General features: G+C 59.7%; 16 protein-coding genes. 13 read left to right on the forward strand and 3 right to left on the reverse strand.

Features of this window, described 5'->3' with window-relative positions:
- Positions 1-43 precede the first annotated feature (43 nt).
- The 9 genes from ABRP98_RS03235 (at position 44) to tgt (ending at position 11,814) form a co-directional block, all read left to right on the forward strand.
- Complete coding sequence (locus ABRP98_RS03235; RefSeq protein ID WP_349857461.1) at positions 44-1,924, forward strand: HtaA domain-containing protein; 1,881 nt, start codon at positions 44-46, stop codon at positions 1,922-1,924.
- Positions 1,925-1,934: 10 nt separating this feature from the next.
- Positions 1,935-2,981, forward strand: coding sequence for a heme/hemin ABC transporter substrate-binding protein (locus ABRP98_RS03240; RefSeq protein ID WP_284819641.1), 1,047 nt, complete (start codon positions 1,935-1,937; stop codon positions 2,979-2,981).
- On the forward strand, positions 2,962-4,011 hold the full coding sequence (locus tag ABRP98_RS03245) for a FecCD family ABC transporter permease (RefSeq protein ID WP_410757365.1): 1,050 nt from the start codon (positions 2,962-2,964) through the stop codon (positions 4,009-4,011). The genes ABRP98_RS03240 and ABRP98_RS03245 overlap by 20 nt, the downstream gene beginning before the upstream one ends.
- Positions 4,011-4,805, forward strand: a complete 795-nt coding sequence (locus ABRP98_RS03250; protein ID WP_284819645.1) for a heme ABC transporter ATP-binding protein — start codon at positions 4,011-4,013, stop codon at positions 4,803-4,805. The genes ABRP98_RS03245 and ABRP98_RS03250 overlap by 1 nt, the downstream gene beginning before the upstream one ends.
- A complete protein-coding gene (locus ABRP98_RS03255; protein WP_349857464.1) occupies positions 4,798-5,856 on the forward strand; it encodes an HtaA domain-containing protein in 1,059 nt (352 codons plus the stop codon). The genes ABRP98_RS03250 and ABRP98_RS03255 overlap by 8 nt, the downstream gene beginning before the upstream one ends.
- 199 nt (positions 5,857-6,055) lie before the next feature.
- Entirely contained in the window at positions 6,056-6,697 is a 642-nt protein-coding gene (locus ABRP98_RS03260; RefSeq protein ID WP_349857465.1) for a biliverdin-producing heme oxygenase, read from the forward strand.
- Between the two features lie 86 nt (positions 6,698-6,783).
- The gene (locus ABRP98_RS03265) at positions 6,784-7,644 is read left to right on the forward strand and encodes an HtaA domain-containing protein (protein ID WP_349857467.1); all 861 of its coding nucleotides are present in this window, start codon (positions 6,784-6,786) and stop codon (positions 7,642-7,644) included.
- 229 nt (positions 7,645-7,873) lie between these two features.
- Positions 7,874-10,561 (forward strand): MMPL family transporter, encoded by a 2,688-nt coding sequence (locus tag ABRP98_RS03270; protein WP_349857469.1) that lies wholly within the window; start codon positions 7,874-7,876, stop codon positions 10,559-10,561.
- On the forward strand, positions 10,558-11,814 hold the full coding sequence (tgt, locus tag ABRP98_RS03275; RefSeq protein WP_349857471.1) for a tRNA guanosine(34) transglycosylase Tgt: 1,257 nt from the start codon (positions 10,558-10,560) through the stop codon (positions 11,812-11,814). Before ABRP98_RS03270 ends, tgt begins: the two co-directional genes overlap by 4 nt.
- Here the strand turns inward: tgt and ABRP98_RS03280 are convergent.
- On the reverse strand, positions 11,790-12,473 hold the full coding sequence (locus tag ABRP98_RS03280) for a queuosine precursor transporter (protein WP_284796865.1): 684 nt from the start codon (positions 12,471-12,473) through the stop codon (positions 11,790-11,792). The genes tgt and ABRP98_RS03280 overlap by 25 nt on opposite strands.
- Positions 12,474-12,506: 33 nt before the next feature.
- Between ABRP98_RS03280 and gluQRS the strand changes: the two genes are divergently transcribed.
- From gluQRS to ABRP98_RS03295, 3 genes are read left to right on the forward strand one after another with little or no spacing between them, the layout of a single operon-like run.
- Complete coding sequence (gene gluQRS / locus ABRP98_RS03285) at positions 12,507-13,400, forward strand: tRNA glutamyl-Q(34) synthetase GluQRS (protein ID WP_502878780.1); 894 nt, start codon at positions 12,507-12,509, stop codon at positions 13,398-13,400.
- A 13-nt stretch (positions 13,401-13,413) separates the two neighbouring features.
- The gene (locus ABRP98_RS03290) at positions 13,414-15,006 is read left to right on the forward strand and encodes a cation:proton antiporter (protein ID WP_284771133.1); all 1,593 of its coding nucleotides are present in this window, start codon (positions 13,414-13,416) and stop codon (positions 15,004-15,006) included.
- A gap of 3 nt (positions 15,007-15,009) precedes the next feature.
- Positions 15,010-15,345 (forward strand): hypothetical protein, encoded by a 336-nt coding sequence (locus ABRP98_RS03295; RefSeq protein WP_005276440.1) that lies wholly within the window; start codon positions 15,010-15,012, stop codon positions 15,343-15,345.
- Here the strand turns inward: ABRP98_RS03295 and ABRP98_RS03300 are convergent.
- Both ABRP98_RS03300 and ABRP98_RS03305 read right to left on the reverse strand, forming a co-directional pair.
- Positions 15,342-15,590 (reverse strand): hypothetical protein, encoded by a 249-nt coding sequence (locus ABRP98_RS03300; RefSeq protein WP_349857473.1) that lies wholly within the window; start codon positions 15,588-15,590, stop codon positions 15,342-15,344. The two genes, ABRP98_RS03295 and ABRP98_RS03300, sit on opposite strands and share 4 nt — an antisense overlap.
- 25 nt (positions 15,591-15,615) lie before the next feature.
- Positions 15,616-17,157, reverse strand: a complete 1,542-nt coding sequence (locus ABRP98_RS03305) for a molybdopterin-dependent oxidoreductase (protein ID WP_349857475.1) — start codon at positions 17,155-17,157, stop codon at positions 15,616-15,618.
- A 997-nt stretch (positions 17,158-18,154) separates the two neighbouring features.
- Between ABRP98_RS03305 and ABRP98_RS03310 the strand changes: the two genes are divergently transcribed.
- Positions 18,155-19,059 (forward strand): DDE-type integrase/transposase/recombinase (locus ABRP98_RS03310; RefSeq protein WP_349857476.1); only part of this gene is annotated, 905 nt, incomplete at its 3' end.

Below are 19,059 nucleotides of genomic sequence, written 5' to 3' on the forward strand. Positions count from 1 at the left end.
CTTAGCCTATAACATTTTTAGGCACGAAAACAAGGTTCTCAACATGATTGGAAAACTGTGGAAGTCGGCATTCGGTATTATCGTCGCTGCTTTCCTCGTCGCGGCATTCGCCCCACTTTTGTCTTCTGCCCCGGTTGCCCACGCAGATGAATCCTGTACATGGAAATGGGGCATCAAGCAGTCATTCCGCAGCTACGTCAAAGGCAATATCGCCCACGGTGGATGGGGTGCCAACGGCATTGGATTTACAGGCGACGAACAGGGCGATGGTGCGTTCGTCTTTACTGCAGGAAAGCCCGATGCGTCTGGTGGAAACGTCACGATTCCGTTCAATGGAACGCTGAACTTTACCGGTCACGATGGGGTCTTGGACATGACGATGTCGGACTTCAAGGTCAAGGCCTCTGGTAAGCAAGCGCAGATTTCCGTGGACTACGTCTCCTATGAGATGAACCGCCAAGAACTCAGCCGCGGTAAAAAGATCCAAGGCAATGATGAGGTAATCGCCACCATTAATCTGGCCAACCCCGTCAAAGATGGTGCCGGAAAGGTTGATTTGTCTGGATCTGCCACTCTGACCTCCGGCGGGGCCAAGCTTTTCACCGGTTTCTACCAGCCAGGCGAAGCCTTAGATCCGTCCTCTGGCAGCATTGCGCTTGATGGCTCGTGCTCCGGATCTGGTTCCGGATCTGGCTCCGGTTCCGGTGAGAAGCGTCCCTTGACGTCCATTACGGGTTCCTTCACGGGCTTTAACAAGGAAGCCATGGACATCCTGTCTGAAACCAATGACACGATGAACGGGATTACTACGTTCATGGGCAATACCCAGGCGTTCCTGGATGAGTTGGAGTCTTTCAACAATCGGGGCGGATCGAACTCGAATTCGGATGGTTCTGCTTCGGGTACGTCGAACTCCACTGGAGGAAACTCGGCTTCTACTAACTCTGCAGCGGGAAATTCATCACCGAGTAACTCTGGTTCGGGCGGAGGCGGCGGTGCCTCAGGAACTGGCAAAGCAGCGGGATCTGGTCCTGCGCACTCTGGAACTGCGAACTCCGGTGCCCCGGGCTCAGGTAATTCAGGTGCGGAAGCATCTGGCGGGGGCGATGCCGTCTGTGAGGCCACTGGGGTTACGCAAGCCACTGCTCAGTGGGGGTTAAAGAAATCCTTCCAGTCCTATATCACCGGATCCATTGCCCAAGGCCGATGGGATCTCTCTGGTGTTGGCTATGACAATGGACGTTTCCAATTCACGGGTAACTCCGGTGCCGTAAAAGATGGCGCGGGCTCCGTGCAATATGGCGGAAGCATGCAGTTCACCGGGCACCACGGCAAGCTGGACCTCAACATCGCCAATCTGGAAATCACCTTCAACGGCAATTCTGGCGAGCTTATCGCTGACGTGCGCTCTTCCAATATGGAAGGCAAGAAGAAAGACTTTGGGCGCACTGTTATTGGCACCTTGAGTTTTAATTCCCTCGACGTCGGCACGGACGAAGTGTCCGGTGAAGCTGCGGTATCGCTTTCTGAGGCCGGTTCCCAGGCACTCGCTGAGTTCTATGAACCAGGCACCCAGTTGGATCCGCTGAGCTTCCACGCCACCTTGGGCGGAAGCGCTGATTGCGGCGCCGTATCCGGTGGCGGCAGTTCTAGCTCAGGTTCCGGATCCGACGGATCAGGCGCGGGCGGAAACGGAAAGGGCAGCTCTGGTTCCAAAGGCGGCGCGCATGCCGCAGCCGGGGACTCAGCGCTAGCCGGTGACTCGGGGCAGGGATACGAGGACGGATCGAACAAATTCAAGGTCAAGTCCGCGACGTCTCCCGGCGGGGGCCTAGATAACCCGACCACCTATCTACTGCTCTTCATCGTCGGATTGATCATCGCCGGTGGCTCCACCAGCCGGCTTGTCATGAACAACTCTTAGAAAGATTGCCGTGAAACTCGTTCTTCGTTTCCTCGTGCCATTCCTGTGCATCTTCAGCCTTACCGCGTGCGGTGTGCAGGGAAGCTATACCGATCAGCTACCGGATCCCGCCGATCTCTCGGACCCCAGATCCTTTGAAGGTGTCAGCGATGTCAAGGATTTTGACGATATCGAGCCGGTTACTGATAAGGCAGAGCCGGCGCTTCCGGTGGAGCTTACCGATGCCGATGGTAATGACGTCACTGTCACCGATGCCTCCCGCATCCTCGCGTTGGATATCTATGGCACCTATACCAAGACTCTTAGCGGCTTGGGGCTTGCGGATAATATCGTCGGCCGCACAGTTTCTTCTACCGAGCCCAACCTGGCGGATCTCCCGGTGGTGACCGAAGGCGGCCACAATATCAACGTGGAGGCGGTGCTGGAGCTGCAGCCGACGCTCGTCATTGTGGATCACTCCATTGGCCCGCGCGATGCCATCGATCAAATCCGGGCGGCGGGTGTCACCACCGTGGTGATGGAACCTGAGCGCACCATCGATTCGGTGGGCGAGGACATCACCACGCTTGGCGATGCCCTCGGCTTGCCCGACGAAGCACGCGAGCTAGCCGAACGATCTACCAAGGAAATCGACGAGGCAAAGGGAGCCATCAAAGAGTTGGTTCCCGATGATCCGATGCGCATGGCGTTTCTCTATGCGCGCGGAAACGGCGGCGTTTTCTTCATCATGGGTGACGGTACCGGTGCGCAAGACCTGATTGAAGGCATCGGCGGCGTGGATCTGGCTGCAGAAAACAACCTTTCCCATGCAGAACCTGCTAATGCTGAGGCGCTGGCGCGCATCAATCCAGAGGTGATCATCATGATGACTAATGGCCTGGAATCCACCGGCGGCATTGACGGCTTGCTGGAGCGGCCCGGCGTTGCTCAGACCACCGCCGGCCAGAAGAAGCGCATCGTGACTATCCCGGACGGCCAATCGTTGGCATTTGGTCCCATGACAGGGCAAACGCTGGTGAAGCTAGCAAAGGCTGTGTATGACCCGGACAATGAGTAAGGGCACGGACACCTTCGCGCGCCGCCGCACGCAGCGCACTTGGGTATTCGTACTCCTGGGGATTCTCACCGTGCTCGCGGCGCTCATCTCCGTCGTGCTGGGGCAATACTATGTACCGCTGTCTGATCTCTTCCCCATTTTGGCAGCCGGGCACGGTGAGGATTCCTTGACCGCAAGCGTGGTGTGGGACATCCGCCTACCGCGCTTGGTATTAGGGCTTGTGGTGGGCGCGGCCTTGGGCGTGGCCGGTACGCTGATGCAGGCGGTGTTCGCCAACCCTTTGGCAGAACCCTCCATTATCGGCGTTACCTCTGGTGCGGGCGTTGGTGCGGCCGTGGTCATTGTCTTCAATATCGAGTTCTTCGGTACCTTTACTGTTCCCGCGGCAGCCTTCCTGACCGCGTTACTGGTTACCTTCATCATTTATCAGCTGGCGCGCTACAACGGGCGCGTGGCCGTGGTACACCTGATTCTCACCGGCATCGCTATCAATGCGGTATGCAACGCCATCATCTCTTTCATGGTGTACTTGGCGCCGACCGCCAACCGCGAAGCGATCATTTTCTGGCAGATGGGCTCCCTCAACGGCTCGCAGTGGAAACACGTCTGGGCGGTACTGCCCATCGTGGTGGTTGGCCTCGCAGTGGCCTTGCGCCTGGGCAAGCAGTTGGACGTCCTCGCGCTCGGCGAGCGCGCCGCCGCACATGCCGGCGTGAACGTGCCGCGGCTGCGCATCGTGGCGATCGTGGCATCGGCAGTGCTGACCGCCGCGGCCGTTTCCTTCGCCGGCCTCATTGGCTTTGTGGGACTTATCGTTCCCCACCTGCTGCGCAGCATCGTCGGACCAGAAAACCGCATCCTGCTGCCGGCTTCCGCCCTTGGCGGCGCTGTACTCATTGGTTTCGCCGACGTGGCAGCGCGCACGATGATTCCTTTTGCGGATCTTCCCATCGGCATTTTCACCGCCCTGGTGGGTGGGCCAACGTTCTTCATCTTGCTGCGTCGCATGATGCGCAAAGGAGTGCACTGATGATAAACGCTAAAGACTTAACCGTTCGCGTGGGGGAGCACACCCTCGTGGACCAGGTATCCTTCACCGCTCAAGCGGGCGAAGTTACAGGACTTATCGGTCCGAACGGCGCCGGCAAATCCACCGTCCTAGCTGCCGTGGCTGGGGACATCGACTATTCCGGTGAGATCACCGTGGGTGGGTTATCGCCCAAGGCGCCAGCGCGAGAGCTCGCGCGCACGCGTGCGGTGATGCTTCAAGACGTCTCGGTGTCCTTCGAATTCCTTGTTCGCGATGTCGTTGCGATGGGGCGCCGCCCGTGGGAAGGAACTGCCTACGCAGACCTCGACGATGACTTTATTGACGCCGCCCTCGATGCCGCCGGCGTCGCGCACCTAGCGGGCCGAGACATCAGCACGTTGTCTGGTGGTGAGCGCGCCCGCGCGGCCTTCGCACGGGTGCTTGCTCAAAACACCCCGATTATCTTGCTCGATGAGCCAACGGCCGCGCTGGATATCCGGCACCAAGAACAACTGCTGGGCTCAGTGAAAGCCCTTGCTCGCGAGGCAGGCGTCGCCGTCCTCGTGGTGCTGCACGACCTCAACGCGGCAGCAGCATATTGCGATCATCTCGTATGTCTGTCGTGCGGGGGAGCAGCAGCCCAAGGGCGCGTAGATGAGGTCTTTACCAGTCCCACATTGTCTCAAGTGTATGGCTGGCCGATATCCGTCGATGGGCTGCAGGTACATCCACAACGTGCCACGCCCACCATTAACCCACTCTTCTCGCATAAATTGGAGGATTTCCATGTTTAAGAAAGTAGTGGTCACCGCTCTCGCGGCGACCGCGCTTACCGTGCCACACGCTTCTGCGGAAGAAACCTGCACCATCGAATCCGGGTCCTTGAACTGGGGCATCAAGTACTCGTGGCGTTCCTATCTCAAAACCGGTTTCGCTGCTGGTGATTGGTCCACTAGTGGCCCAGTGACGCAAACCGGTGATCCTAAGGGGAAGGATTTCTCTTTCGGCTTCGAGGTCGATCCTGAAACCTCTACGGTAACGGTAGATGAGGAGGGCAATGTGGTGTCGTCCAATATCGAGAGCAAAGACTCCTCGATAACGTTCACCGGTCACCACGGAGCTCTGCATTCCACGGTAGTGGCACCTTTCATCAAGACCTCCGGTAATGAAGCCCAGCTCGGTTCCGGCTACGAGGTCTATCACGTAGAGGGTAAGAATATGCTTCAATACACCGTGGACGACCACATCGACGCTAATAAGCGCACTGGGGATGGGATCTTTGGCCACGGCACGGCGCGATGGACCAAGGAGGGAGACACGCTGACCCTTTCTGTCAGCGATGTGCGGTACAAGGAGCAGCAGGGGACAAAAGATGGAAAAATCGAGGGCGTAGACCAACTTTTCATGGGCATGTATAGCTCAGAGAACAAGCCTGAGCTTGATGATGCCCACCTAACCCTCAAGGTTTCTCCTGGTTGCGGCCAAAAGAAGGATGAAATGCCGCAGAACGAACCTGCTCTGCAGCCGCCGGTAGCTGCGCCGGAAAAGGAAGAGCAGCCACAAAGTCAGCCACCGAAGGACAATCCAGCTCCGCAGCCACCAGCGACCTCACAGACCCCGGCACCGCCGAAGAAGCCGGAGACTCCAAAGAGCCCTGAGACTTCGGAGTCTAAGAAGCCGGGAACTGATAAGCCAGAGAAGGACACTCCCTCCGGTTCTAGTTTCGCCAAGGTGTGGAACTACATCTTGGGCGTGGCAACCATTGGCAGCATGTTTGCCATTCTTGGGCAGGCGTTTATAAAGTCGGGCGCCCTTGAGAGCGTGCGTGCTCTACTCCACCGATAACAAGCTGCTGATCCGATAATAGGGGGTCAGCGGCGCGGGCGGTGTCGGCAGCCGCATCCCGAAGCCGCGCGCACCGCAGGCGGTGGGGTAGGGAGTTAGTTCTTTTGGTTGATTTCTTCCCACAAGCCTTGTAAATAAGGATTGCCTAACCTTAAATTTATATTGAGACATTAGGTAAGCATTACTTTGGAGGAAGTCAGTGACTGTGACGCTTAAGAAACCGTTATCCGTCGCATTGCGTGAGGAGACCGCCCACGCCCATGAGAATGCGGAGGGCTCGGCGTTTATGCAGCGACTCATGTCAGGCCAGTTGAGCGCTGGGGCCGCCGCCGATTTAAGTGGTCAGCTGTGGTTTGTCTATGAGTCTCTGGAGCGTGCAGTCCGTAGTGTGGCACATACTCCAATCGCCGGTGCGGTGGCAGATCCACGCCTTGAGCGGCGCTTCGCTCTGGAGGCGGATCTGGCGGCGCTCGTAGGCGCCGACTGGCGTGAAAAGATCCGGATCCTGCCGGCCACAGCATCCTACGTTGCCCGCCTAGAAGAGGTGTCCGGCAGTGCGGTAGAAGTGGTGGCCCATCACTATGTTCGGTATCTCGGTGACGTCTCCGGCGGCCAGGTGATTGCCGCGCGCCTCGGCGCCCTTTATGACATCGAACCGGATGCGCTGAACTTTTATGACTTCAGCGCCATTGGCAAGATTCCGCCGTACCGCAAGGGGTACCGCGAACGCCTTGACGGCCTCATGCTGACCGCGGAACAGCGCGAGGCTTTGCTCTCGGAGGCGCAGCGCGCATTTGCTTTCAACTCGGGGATCTTCGCCGAGCTTGATAAGCGCCACTGATTTACTTTTTCTAATTTTCCAATTAAGGTAAGGCTCGCCTAATCCTTTAGGTAAAGCTTCACCATTGCTCTCAAGAGGAGAAATTCATGAAAACAATATCCGTCATCGCCGCTGGAGCGGTTGCATTCGGCGCCGTCACCACCCCAGTAGCCTCTGCCGATGAGGCTCCAGCCACTGTCCCCGCCGTGGAATCTGGCCAATTGAACTGGCCCATCAAGGAGTCTTTCATTCACCACGTGGACACCAGCCCGCTTGCCAAAGGCGTAATCAATACCACCGACGGTGCGGAGAAGATAGGAAAGGACTTCACCTTCCCGGTCGATGCGTCCCACACCACGCTGGATGCTGAGGGAAACGGCACTATTGGCACTCAGGGAACCGTGCACATTCAGGGCTATCCAGGCTTTGGCCCTAATGGTTCCTACGGTGTCGATCTCACATTCTCGGATATCAAGGTAGAAGTAGCAGGCCAAAACGCCACCATCACTGCGGACTATAAGCTTACGGGCGCCTCGGGCCCGCTTAAGAACAAGCCGGTTGAATTGTCTGGCGATGACGCCGCAATCTCTACCTTCACGCTAACTGAGTCCTTGGTACCGGAAACCGGCAAGACCTATGCCACAACTGATGCCCCCACCTCGCTGACCCAGACGGGCTCCGACATCTTCTTGGGCAAGTACCCGGTGGGGCAACCGCTTGACGATGCCAACTCGGATCTCACCGTGGCATTCGACGGTGCCTCCGAAAACCCTAAACCATCTGACCAGGTAACCCCAGAAAAGAAGCCTTCGGGCGACAACGCTGCAGCCGATGGTTCTTCTTTCCACGGTTCTTCCTTCGGCACACTAGGCGAGACCGTCGCGGCTATTATCGAGCGGGTAAAGAAAATCAGCGCTTTCTTCTCTGACCTCGTCCTTCCTGGTCTGAGCTTGTCGAAGTTCGTTTAAACAGCGAGCGCTCTCTCGCGGCTGCATTGTCTACGCCGCTCCGCCGTGGCCACCCGATCTAGTCCTTGACTGCATTAAATGGCCACGGTTCTTTTTGGTCCGCCGCCTTGGCATCGTCTGTGAATACGGGCTGTATGGCGGCTAAATAATAGGGAATAAGGGGCACGGCAACTACACTAGGGCGAAGCTAAATCCGTCCGACTACGCGAATGCGAAGGTACATTTTCCCGTGGCTAAACTCCTCTACCGGCTCGGGCGCTGGTCATTCCTCAATAAATGGAAGGTCATCGTCACCTGGGTGGTCCTACTGGCCGCCGCCGGCGGCGCTACCGCCTTGTTGATGAAACCGATGACGAGCGAGTTCGCTATCAAAGGCACCCCGTCCATCGATGCCACTTACAAGACGATGGACCTTTTCCCGGAAGGCGGAAACCCCGCCAACTCCCCATCGGTGAACTTGGTCTTCCAAGCCCCGGAGGGCCAAAAGCTCTCGGATCCCGCCAATGAAAAGGCCATCAACGCGGTCATTTCCCACCTCGAGGACAACCTGGAGATGGGCGATACCATGCGCTTTGGCAACCCGCTTGAGGTTTCGCCGCGGCTGCAGGATGAGGTCGTCCACCAGTTCACGGAGATGGGGCTGCCGGAATCGTCCGCGCGTGCCGATGCCGATAACCTCGCCATGGTCAATGAGGATGAGACCATTGCCTATACCACCTTCGATTTTGATGCCGAATCGCCCTATAGCGTGGATCAGGCCGATAAGGACATCGTGACGGAAGCGATGGACATCGGCAGGCAGCAGGGGCTTACCGTTGAGGCCGGCGGCGCCGGGTTTGGCGATGAGATTCGGGTCAATTCCACTTCCGAGATCATCGGTCTTGGCGTGGCCTTCCTTGTTCTCATCTTTACCTTCGGTTCCCTGGTCGCTTCTGGAATGCCGCTGATTTCCGCCGTCATCGGGGTCGGCCTGGGTGCATGCGGCATGCTGATTACCACGCACTGGATAGAGCTCAACAATATGACGCCGGTGCTGGCCATCATGATTGGCCTGGCGGTGGGCATCGACTATGCGCTGTTTATCCTGTCCCGCTACCGTGCCGAGCGGGCCCGCATGTCCGCCCCAGAAGCAGCCGGTATGGCGGCAGGAACGGCGGGCTCTTCCGTGGTCTTTGCCGGAACCACCGTTTTTACCGCGCTTTTTGCCCTGCTCATTGCGCGCATCGAATTCCTCACCGCGATGGGGCTTTCCGCCGCGACAACCGTGGCTATCGCCGTCCTTGTCTCCCTCACGCTCATCCCCGCGATGCTCGGGCTTTTGGGGGACAAGGCGTTTAGCGGCCGCATCCCCGGCGTGGCCGGCAACCCTTCCCGCAAGGGAAAGGTGCGCCGCGGCCCAACCATGGGCCATCGCTGGGTACGACTGGTACAAAAGGTGCCCGGCTTGGCGATGGCCCTCGTCGTCCTCTCCCTCGGCGCCATGACCGCCCCCGTGCTCCACATGGAGCTGGCGCTGCCTGCCGATACCACCTCGAATCCCGATACCACCCAGCGCAAGGCTGCCGACCTGATGGCCGAGGGCTTCGGCCCCGGCGTCAACGGGCCGTTCCTCGCGGTTGTCGATGCCCACACCATCAACGCCGATTCCGCCGCACTCGCCCCATTGGTGGCGGCCCAGGGCGGAGATGGCGAACCCGAAAAAGGCGCCGGCGAGCCGCCCGCCGATAACCCGGAGGATCATGCGCCTGACAACGCGCCTGAGCCCGCGCCCGACGAGGCGCCCGATCAGCCGACGGACCTGCCAGCCGACCAGCCCGGTGATCACCCCGCAGAACACCCTGTTGACCAGCCTGGCGACCAGCCAGCGGAACACCCCGCGGATCAGCCCGGCGAACAGCCAGCGGAGCCGGAAATCGCCCCCGTCGCAGAGGTCGAGGATAAGGAAGACGCCGCCGCGCCGACCAGCGCCGAAGATAAGGCAGCGCTGGCGTCCTTCCTCTACACCGCGGATCAGCTGAAGACGCTCGGCGGGGTAAAGCACGCACAAATCGTTGCACTCAGCGAGGACCAGCGCGCGGCACAAATCATGGTGACCCCGGAAACCTCGCCAACGGAAGCCGCAACCATTAATGTCGCGCACGCGCTGCGCTCTGCCACCAAGGAGATCGAAGGCACCACCGGCACCGAAATCGGCCTGACGGGCTTGACTGCCGTGCAGTTGGACATTACCGAGCGCCTGCGCGATGCGATGGCGCCTTACTTGAGCATTGTTGTGGGGCTGGCGATCGTGCTGCTGCTCGTCGTCTTCCGCTCCCTCTTGGTGCCGCTGGTAGCGGGCCTCGGCTTCCTGCTTTCGGTCGGCGGCGCCTTTGGACTCACGGTGCTGGTATGGCAAGACGGCCTGTGGGGCCTCGTCCCAGGCCCCGGCCCGCTGCTATCGTTCATGCCGATCTTCCTCATCGGCGTGACCTTCGGCTTGGCCATGGACTATCAGGTATTCCTGGTCACCCGCATGCGCGAGCACATCGCGCGGCATCCGAAGGGCACGGCGGGGCCCTATAGCGCTGTCGATGAGGCCACCATCACCGGCTTTACCCAGGGCGCGCGCGTGGTGACGGCCGCCGCCATCATCATGATTTCGGTCTTCGTGGCCTTTATCAACCAGCCGCTGCCGTTCATCCAGATCTTCGGCTTTGCCTTGGCAGCGGGCGTGCTTTTCGATGCCTTCTTTGTCCGCATGACCCTCGTCCCCGCCTCCATGTTCCTCATGGGCCGTGCTACGTGGTGGATGCCCAAGTGGCTGGATAAGATCCTGCCCACCGTAGACATCGAAGGCACCGCGCTTGAGGAAGAATGGGAAGCACAACACGCGGATGACGGTCAGAAGACCAGGGAAGAAGAGGAAAATAAGGAATGAAGGACTTAAGTTTCGACATCGATAAGCGCCTGCCCGAAGGCCCCGGCAAGCATGGCCGCAGCGGTATTATCCACACCCCGCACGGCGATATCGCCACCCCGGCGTTTACCCCAGTGGCGACCAAGGCCACGGTGAAGACGTTGACGCCGGAGCAGATTCGCGCCACCGGAACGCAGGCGATTTTGTCCAATGCCTATCACCTCTACCTGCAGCCGGGCCATGACATCGTGGATGAGGCCGGCGGCGTGGCGAAATTCGAGAACTGGCACGGGCCGACCTACACCGATTCCGGCGGATTCCAGGTCATGTCTTTGGGCGTGGGGTTTAAAAAAGTCATCGCCATGGACTTGGCGGATCTCACCGAGAAGGATATCCGCGCCGCAAAAAGGGAGCGCATGGCCAAGGTAGATGAGGAAGGCGTGGATTTCCGCTCGATTATCGATGGCTCCAAGCACCGCTTTACGCCCGAAAAATCCATGCAGATTCAGCACGGGCTGGGCGCGGACATCATGTTCGCCTTTGACGAGCTGACCACGCTCATTGATTCGCGCACCTACCAGGAAGAATCCGTGGCCCGCACGCACCGGTGGGCGCAGCGGTGCCTAGAGGAACATGACCGGCTTACCCGCGAGCGCTACCACCGCCCGAAGCAATCACTGTGGGGCGTGGTGCAGGGCGCGCAATACGAGGACCTGCGCCGCCAGGCCACCCGCGGGCTCTTGGACCTGGACCGCGCCGCGCGGGAGAAGGGCCAGCGCGGTTTCGGCGGCTTCGGCATCGGCGGCGCGCTGGAAAAGCAGAACCTGGGCACCATCGTGGGCTGGGTCTGCGACGAACTACCGGACGATAAACCGCGCCACCTGCTCGGCATCTCCGAACCCGATGACATCTTCACCGCGGTCGAAGCCGGCGCCGATACCTTCGATTGCGTCGCGCCGACCCGCCTGGCTCGCCGCGGTGGCGTCTACACCCTCGATGGCCGCTTGAACCTCACCAATGCGCGGTTCAAGCGGGATTTCAAGGGCATCGACGAGGAATTTGGCGGCTACGTCACGGAGAACTACTCGCGCGCCTACCTGCACCACCTGCTCAAGGCGAAGGAATTTTTGGCCGGCACGCTGTGCACCATCCACAATGTGGAATTCATGGTGCGGCTAGTTGATAATATCCGCGCCGCCATCAACGGCGGCTACTACGAGGACTACCGCGATGAATTCCTGGGCCGCTACTACGCGGCGTCGAAGGCGCGGTAATCTTCGCGCTTTTTCACCAGCTTGATAACAGTGGAGGTTATGGGCAAGAGGACGACCTCAATCAGCGTCTTCCACACAAAGCCCACCACCACGTAGTTGATGAAACCGCCCGTGGTGTCGATGCCGATGACGGGCGCGGCGATGGCGCAAAACAGCAAGGTATCGCCAAACTCGCCCACCACGGTGGAGGCAATCAGCCGGGAGAAAAGGCCCTTTTCACCGCTGCGCTTCTTCATCGCGGTCAGCGTCCATGCGTTGAGCAGCTGGCCCACCAGGTAGCCGGCTAGGGAGGCCAAAACGATGCGCGGCACCAGGCCCAGCGTGGCGGCGAAGGCCTCCTGGCCCTCATAGAAATCCGCCGCGGGCAGCCAGATGGCGATGTAGAAACACACCACGGCGAGCAGGGCCATCGCAAAGCCGATGTAGATGGCGCGCCGGGTGGACTTGAAGCCGTAGCACTCGGATAAAACGTCGCCCACGATATAGGCCAGCGGGAAGAGGAAGAAGGCGCCATCGGTCACGAGCGGTCCGAGCTGGACGCCCTTGGTGGCGTTGATATTAGAAATCAAAAACGTCACGACGAAAATCGTGACGAGCCAGGGGTAGAGAGTGGAATGAACGGGGATAAAGCGCACTTGAGAGGAGGGGGATTTTTCCATGCCCACTATTGTGCCAAACCGTATGCTGGGAATATGAATTCCGCGACCACCGGGGCGGGCCGCTACGCCCCGAGCCCTTCTGGCGATCTGCACTTTGGCAACCTGCGCACGGCGCTTCTGGCGTGGCTCTACGCGCGGTCGACGGGGCGCAGGTTTGTGGTGCGGGTGGAAGACATCGATAAGCAGCGCTCCTCCCGCGCGGCGGCCGAGCGCCAGCTTGCGGACCTTGCGGCCCTGGGGCTGGAGTGGGATGGCGAGGTCATCTACCAGCAGGATCGCGAGGCCGCCTATGCCGCGGCGCTCCAGAAGCTGCCGGTCTACGAGTGCTACTGCTCGCGCAAGGATATCCGCGAAGCCTCCCGCGCCCCGCACGCTATTCCGGGCCAGTACCCGGGCACCTGCCGCGCGCTTTCCGATGCCCAACGTGCCACCAAACGCGCCCAGCTCGCCGCCGAGAACCGTCAGCCGGCGCTGCGCCTGCGCGCAGACGTCTCCACCTTCACCATCCACGACGCCCTGCACGGCGATTACACCGGTGACGTCGATGATTTTATCCTGCGCCGCGGCGGGCAGGACGGCGGCTGGGCCTATAACCTGGCGGTGGTCGTTGATGATGCCTACCAGGGCATCGACCAGGTGGTCCGCGGCGATGATCTCTTATCCTCCGCCCCGCGACAGGCCTACCTGGCCTCCTTATTGGGGATTGCACCGCCGAGCTACGTGCACGTGCCGCTGGTCCTGAATACCGCGGGCAAGCGCCTGGCCAAGCGCGATGGTGCGGTGACGATGCGGGAGATGGGGGAGCCGAGGGGTATCGTCAAGCAGCTGGCGCAGTCTTTGGGCTATGAGGCAGAGACCGCCGCCGAGCTCCTCGCGCAATTCCGGCCGGAGGAATTGAGCCGCGAGCCGTATATTTGGCGGCCGTAATACTATCGAGCCCATGGAAGTTTTACTGGTTCTCATCGGGCTCATGCTGCTGACCGTCTTCGTCGTTGCGATCGGCGATAGGGTCGGGCTGCCCTGGCCCGCGCTGCTGACGATTATTACCGCCTGCGCCGTTTTCGTGCCGGGGCTGCCGCAATTCGACATCCCCACCGAGCTCATCCTTCCCATCTTCTTGCCGCCGCTATTGTGGGCGCTGGCGCGGCGCACGTCCTGGGGCGTGATTCGCGGGCAGTGGGTGACCATCCTGAGCCTGTCCGTGCTGCTTGTCGTCGCCACCACCCTGGCCGTGGGCGCGACCGCCTACGCATTCCTGCCGGGGATTAGCATCGCCGCCGCCATTCTCATCGGCGCGGCCATCGCCCCGCCGGACCCCGTGGCCGTGGACGCGGTGGCCGAGCCCGCCGGCATCCCGCGCCGCATCATCACCACCTTGCAAACGGAGGGGCTGTTTAACGATGCCGCCTCCATCGTCGCCTTCCACCTCGCGCTCGCCGCCGTGACCCAGGGCGGCGATATCTCCTTTGGTAGCGGTGTGCTGAGCTTCCTTTATTCTTCCGTTGTCGCGCTTGCCATTGGTTGGCTCATCGGGCGGCTGACGGCGCTGTTTATTACCCGCGTCCACGATGTGGTCGCGCGCAACGCCCTGACCTGGGTGGTTCCTTTCGCCACCTTCCTCGTGGCCGAGGAATTAAAAGCCTCCGGTGTTATCGCCGTGGTCATCGCCGCCGTCGAGCTCAACTCGCGCGCTGATATCCAGGCCGAGGACCGGCTTTCCGGCCAGTCTTTCTGGGAGACCATGGAGCTGCTGTTTACCGGCGTCGCGTTCGGCCTAATCGGGCTGACGGTTAATACGGCCATCGCGGAGGTCGGCTCGGATTTGTGGCACTCCGTCATGGTCGGCGTGATCCTCTCGCTGGTGGCCTTCGTGGTGCGTTTTGTGTGGATGTTCTTCTACTACCGCCTCAACGTCTCGCGCGGGCGCCCGCACGTTGCCCCGCTGCGGATGCAGGAGGTGCTGCTGATGACTTGGTCCGGCATGCGCGGCCTGGTGACCTTGGCGCTGGTTCTATCCATTCCTACCGGCGTCTTCGCCTTCCACCACGAGCTAGCCGTTATCGCCCTGACCGTCCTGTTGGTCACCATGGTGCTGCCCGGCCTGCTGCTGCCGTGGCTGATGAGGCAGCTCGATCTCACTGAGGCCTCTCAGGCCGCCAACGATAAGATGCGCGCCGCGGTGGTCTCGCGGGCGCGCGCCGCCAGCATCGATGCGCTATCGCAATTCCGCCCGGAAGACGATGCCACCGGCGAGGCCGAAACGGTCGATCCGGAAATTTCCGCCAACGTCATCCAGTGGTTTGAGGACCGCCTGGGCGATGGCGAAAACCCCGCCGAGAATAACGACGAGCGCAAGCAGCGCGCCGAGGAGGCCCGCCGCGTCGCGCTGGAGGCCCGGCGCACCGCGCTGAACGCCGCGCAGAGCGAGCTCCTAGTCCTGCGCAAGGATCGGGCCTTCAATCCGGCCATCGTGGATGAGATACTGGAAGAGATCGACCGCATGGTCATCGGCACTAAGCACCGGGAGATTTAGCCCATGGATCCACAACACTATGCCGAGCTCGAGGACGCGATGGACTACCTCTACGATTTCCTCGACGAGGACTTGGCGGACCGCGTGCGCGCCGAGCGCGAGTTCGTTCCGGCGGGCTTAGAAAGCTTGCTTGCCGATGACTCCCTCGACGACTACGTCTGGCTCTGGATCAAAGATTCCGGGCCGAATGGCTTCCGGCAGTACCTGCGCGATGGCGGTTATTCCGAGGCCGAGGTGCGCCAGACCTTTGCGTGGGCGCGCAGCGAGTGGGGCATGAATACCCCACCGCATATCGCGTGGCTTAAAGAGGACGGCTACGAGCCGCCGCGCATCGATTAGGCCAGGCGGTACGGCCCCGCCTTGCGCACCGCCGCATCAATGACCTCCGGGTCCACCGAGACGGACTCAGCGTGCTTGATGACGACATCCGCGGTGGCATCCCCGGTCATCTCGAAGGTGGCTTGGCCCATTCCCGTATCAGCAAAGATACCGTAGAGCTTTTGCAGGCACTTGCGCACGTCATTGTCATTGCGGATGCCATCGATGGCGATGCGGGTTTCGGTGACAGAAGGTTTATCAGTCATAGAAACAGATTCTAATCCTTCGGTATTAGATGCGGCCGTTGAAGGCCTGGAGCGCGGAATCCTCGCGGGTGCCGCCGCGGCCATCGCCGTAGTCGGCGTAATCACCAATCCAAGCAATCCGCGATACCCACTTCACTGCCTTATACCCGTGGTTCGATTCCACGCGGGCGCGCACTGGGGCGCCCAAGTGCAGATCGATGTCCTGGTCATTGCGCGAAATCGCCAAAATGGACTGATCCTCCATAGCAGTCTCGATATCGAAGGCCGCGTAGAAAGGCTCGCGCGGGCGGTTATCGTACATCTTTTGCGCCAAGCCATAGGACTCGATGAGCACGTAGTTGGCGCCTTCGGGGCGGGGGCAGAGTAGCTCGAGGACATCGGCAAGCTTGGGTCCTCCCCACTTGGAGGTCGCAGACCATCCCTGCATGCAGGTATGCGTGGCGATGTAGGACGTCTGCGGCAGCTCGCGCAATTCCTCAAGGGTGACGGTCTTTTCGGTGCCGTTGACATCATCTGCCACGGTAATGGCGTAGTCCTCCCAGCCATTGCGCTTGTACTCGGTCCACTCCGGGGACTCCTTCTCCGTCGGCGGCAGGCCGTTGGTCCAGTGGAAGGAGGAAATGGGCATCGGCGAGTCCTTGGTTTCCTTGGGCTTGCGCGGGTGGAAGTGGTTCAGCGAAAGCTTGCGGCCAATTTCGGTGAACGAGACCAAGAAGTTATGTGCCCGGACGCGGTCCGCCAAGGTCCAATAGGACAGGGCAATCCAGAAGATGATGACCGCCACGATGGTGATGACGACGGTGGTAAAGGCCTGCACATAGCGCTCGGTGGAGACGTCACCGAAGACGATGTGGACCATGTTGTACTCGCGGTGCACGAAGAAGACCAGCACCACGTGGACCAGGATGAACGCGGACATCAAGACCATGCCGATAAAGTGCAGCGACCGCGCACCTTGATGGCCGCCCAGCATCTTTACAAACCACGGGAAGCGCACGCGGATGGCCGGCGACATCCCCAGGCCGGTCACCATCATGAAGGGCGCGACGATGAAGATGACGAAGGCGTAGGCAAGCTGCTGGAGGGCATCGTAGGGCGTGAAGTGCTCGATGCCGGGGGCGCTGAGGCTGATATAGACCTTGAAGGTATCCCAAGCCTCCGGGATGATGTCCCAGGACGTGGGGATGAGGCGCTGCCACAGGCCGGTGGCAAAGAGCAGCACGACATACACCAGGCCATTGAGGACCCACAACATGACCGAAAGGCCGTGCCAGTGGCGGCCCAGGCCAATGTTTTCGCGGCCCGGCAGAGCCACGACCGGTGACCACGAAAGCTCGTCCATCAAAGAGGTATATACGCCCTCTTCCTTGGGCAGCTTGCGCTTGGTAAAACGCAGCCATTCGGTGCCAGGCGCGCAGTCATTGCGCCACCACAGGCGCGGCATGGAAGAAAGCATTTCCAGCCCGGAGCGCAAGAGCATGCCGATGAGTACAAAGTTGATGAGGTGCGTCGCGCGAAGCCACAAAGGAAAATCGGGGTTTTCGCCGAGAGCCAAGACATAGTCCATGGGGGAGCGTCCTAGGGAGATAGTTTATGGGAAAAGGGCTATCTCTATTTTGACGGCTTTTCATGGATTAAACAAGCAGGGCGGATTCTAGGGGTCGTTGCAACGATGATGGTTATTTTGGTGTGATACTACCGGTTTGTGTCAGGGCGTTGCCGAGACAAATTCCTCTGTGCTGCACGCACGAACTTAGCGAGTATGCCGGCATCGCGGGCCAGTGGGGAAGTAGCGGGCAGTTCTGCCAGTATTGCTTGCAGGTGTTTGACTGCGCTGTTGGAGCCGTCTCGCGCGTACTCGTAGTCTCCACCGTGTCCGTGGGCTTTGATGAATAGGGCGCACAGGTGTGCGTCCTGAGCTTCATGAATAATGTCAACCATTCCCCCAGATCTCCTAGTCACCCCTTTTTCCAAGTGCTTTTTATTTTTCCCGAAGCCCGCCACGCTATGACCAAGTTAACGACCTGAACGGAGGTTAGCCTCATAATCCAACCGACCCCTTTTTGTTCGGACTCCGCCTGTTTCGTGATGTTTACGTCACTACATTCAGCAGGATCGGGCTTCCCAGAGGTGAGAATTGCGATTGTGCATACAAGTCCCATAAAAAGAGGGACAAATATGGGAAACTTTGTTGTACTAGTCACCATAAACAGGCCTATGCCGACTAGCAGTAGGACCACGAAGGGGTCAAGTCCGTTTGAGTGGTGTTTCTACCTTTCGATAGAGCATGCAGTGTGATGGTGTCAGGGGCCAGCACGTGCTCGGTGCTTTAACTGGTTCATGCGACCTCCTTGGTGGTGTCAGCGTCTATGACGTTTGAAGCGTCCTGGGTTTAGTTCCTACCTCAGCTAAGGAAGGATTGTGATGTCTAGTGACTTTTTGGACTCGGAGTCCATTGACTTTTTGGACTCGGAGTCCAGTTAGTTTTTTGACGCGGAGTCCAGGAAGTTTATGGACAGGATGTCTAACGACTTTTTGGACTCTGGCTTCTTGACAATGTGGGGATGGCAATTCCCATTACTCTCCGCAAGAAGATAGCGGATTTCGACCCCATCCGTGAGGGCATCACGGTCCAGCAGTTCTGCAAGAACATCGGCGTATCGAAGCAGACGTACTACAACATCAAAGCACGTATCGCCGAACGCGGGCGGGCTGGCATCGTGCCCGACAGCACGGCACCACTGAACCCGCGACGGGTCTACGATGACAAGATTCGACAACAGGTCCTGCAAGCTCGCGGTACGTTAAGAGCCCGCGGCCAAGACTGCGGCCCATGGTCAATCTTCTACTTCTTCCTCGACGAACTCGGCTACGACCAACCACCGTCACGAGCTTTAATCGCACAATGGTTGCACGAGGCTGGCGTCGCTGACATCAATGCACGTAAACGACCGCGTAAGTCCTACAGGCACTTTGCCAGGGGCGAAGTCAATGAACTGTGGCAGATCGATGCGTTTGCCTACAGACTCTTCGATGTGCCTCACACGCAAGTGACTATCTACCAAGTCGTCGACGATGCCAGCCGCTTCGACGTCGGCTCCCAAGCTTTTGGAACTCCAGAAAACGGCACCGATGCCCGCATCACGCTAAGTGGAGCCATTGATGCTTACGGACTTCCCCAAGAAGTCCTCTCTGACAACGGTGATGCCTTTGCCACCTACCATCGCGGCCGGCTGTCGCAAACCGAACGCTGGCTCGCCAGCCTGGGAGTTCAATCAAGTGCGGGCTTTGCTCCCACGACGCAAGGCAAAGACGAGCGATCGCACCAAACCATGACCAGGTTTTTGGATGCTCGTACCCCGACGACGCTGGCGCAGGTCCAACAGCTGATTGTCGACTACCGCAACTTCTACAACACACGCCGTCGCCACCAAGGACTTCTCAGGGGCAAGATGCACATCACCCCAGC

The sequence above is a fragment of the Corynebacterium sp. KPL2838 genome (genome assembly GCF_040225455.1).
Lineage (GTDB): Bacteria > Actinomycetota > Actinomycetes > Mycobacteriales > Mycobacteriaceae > Corynebacterium > Corynebacterium rhinophilum.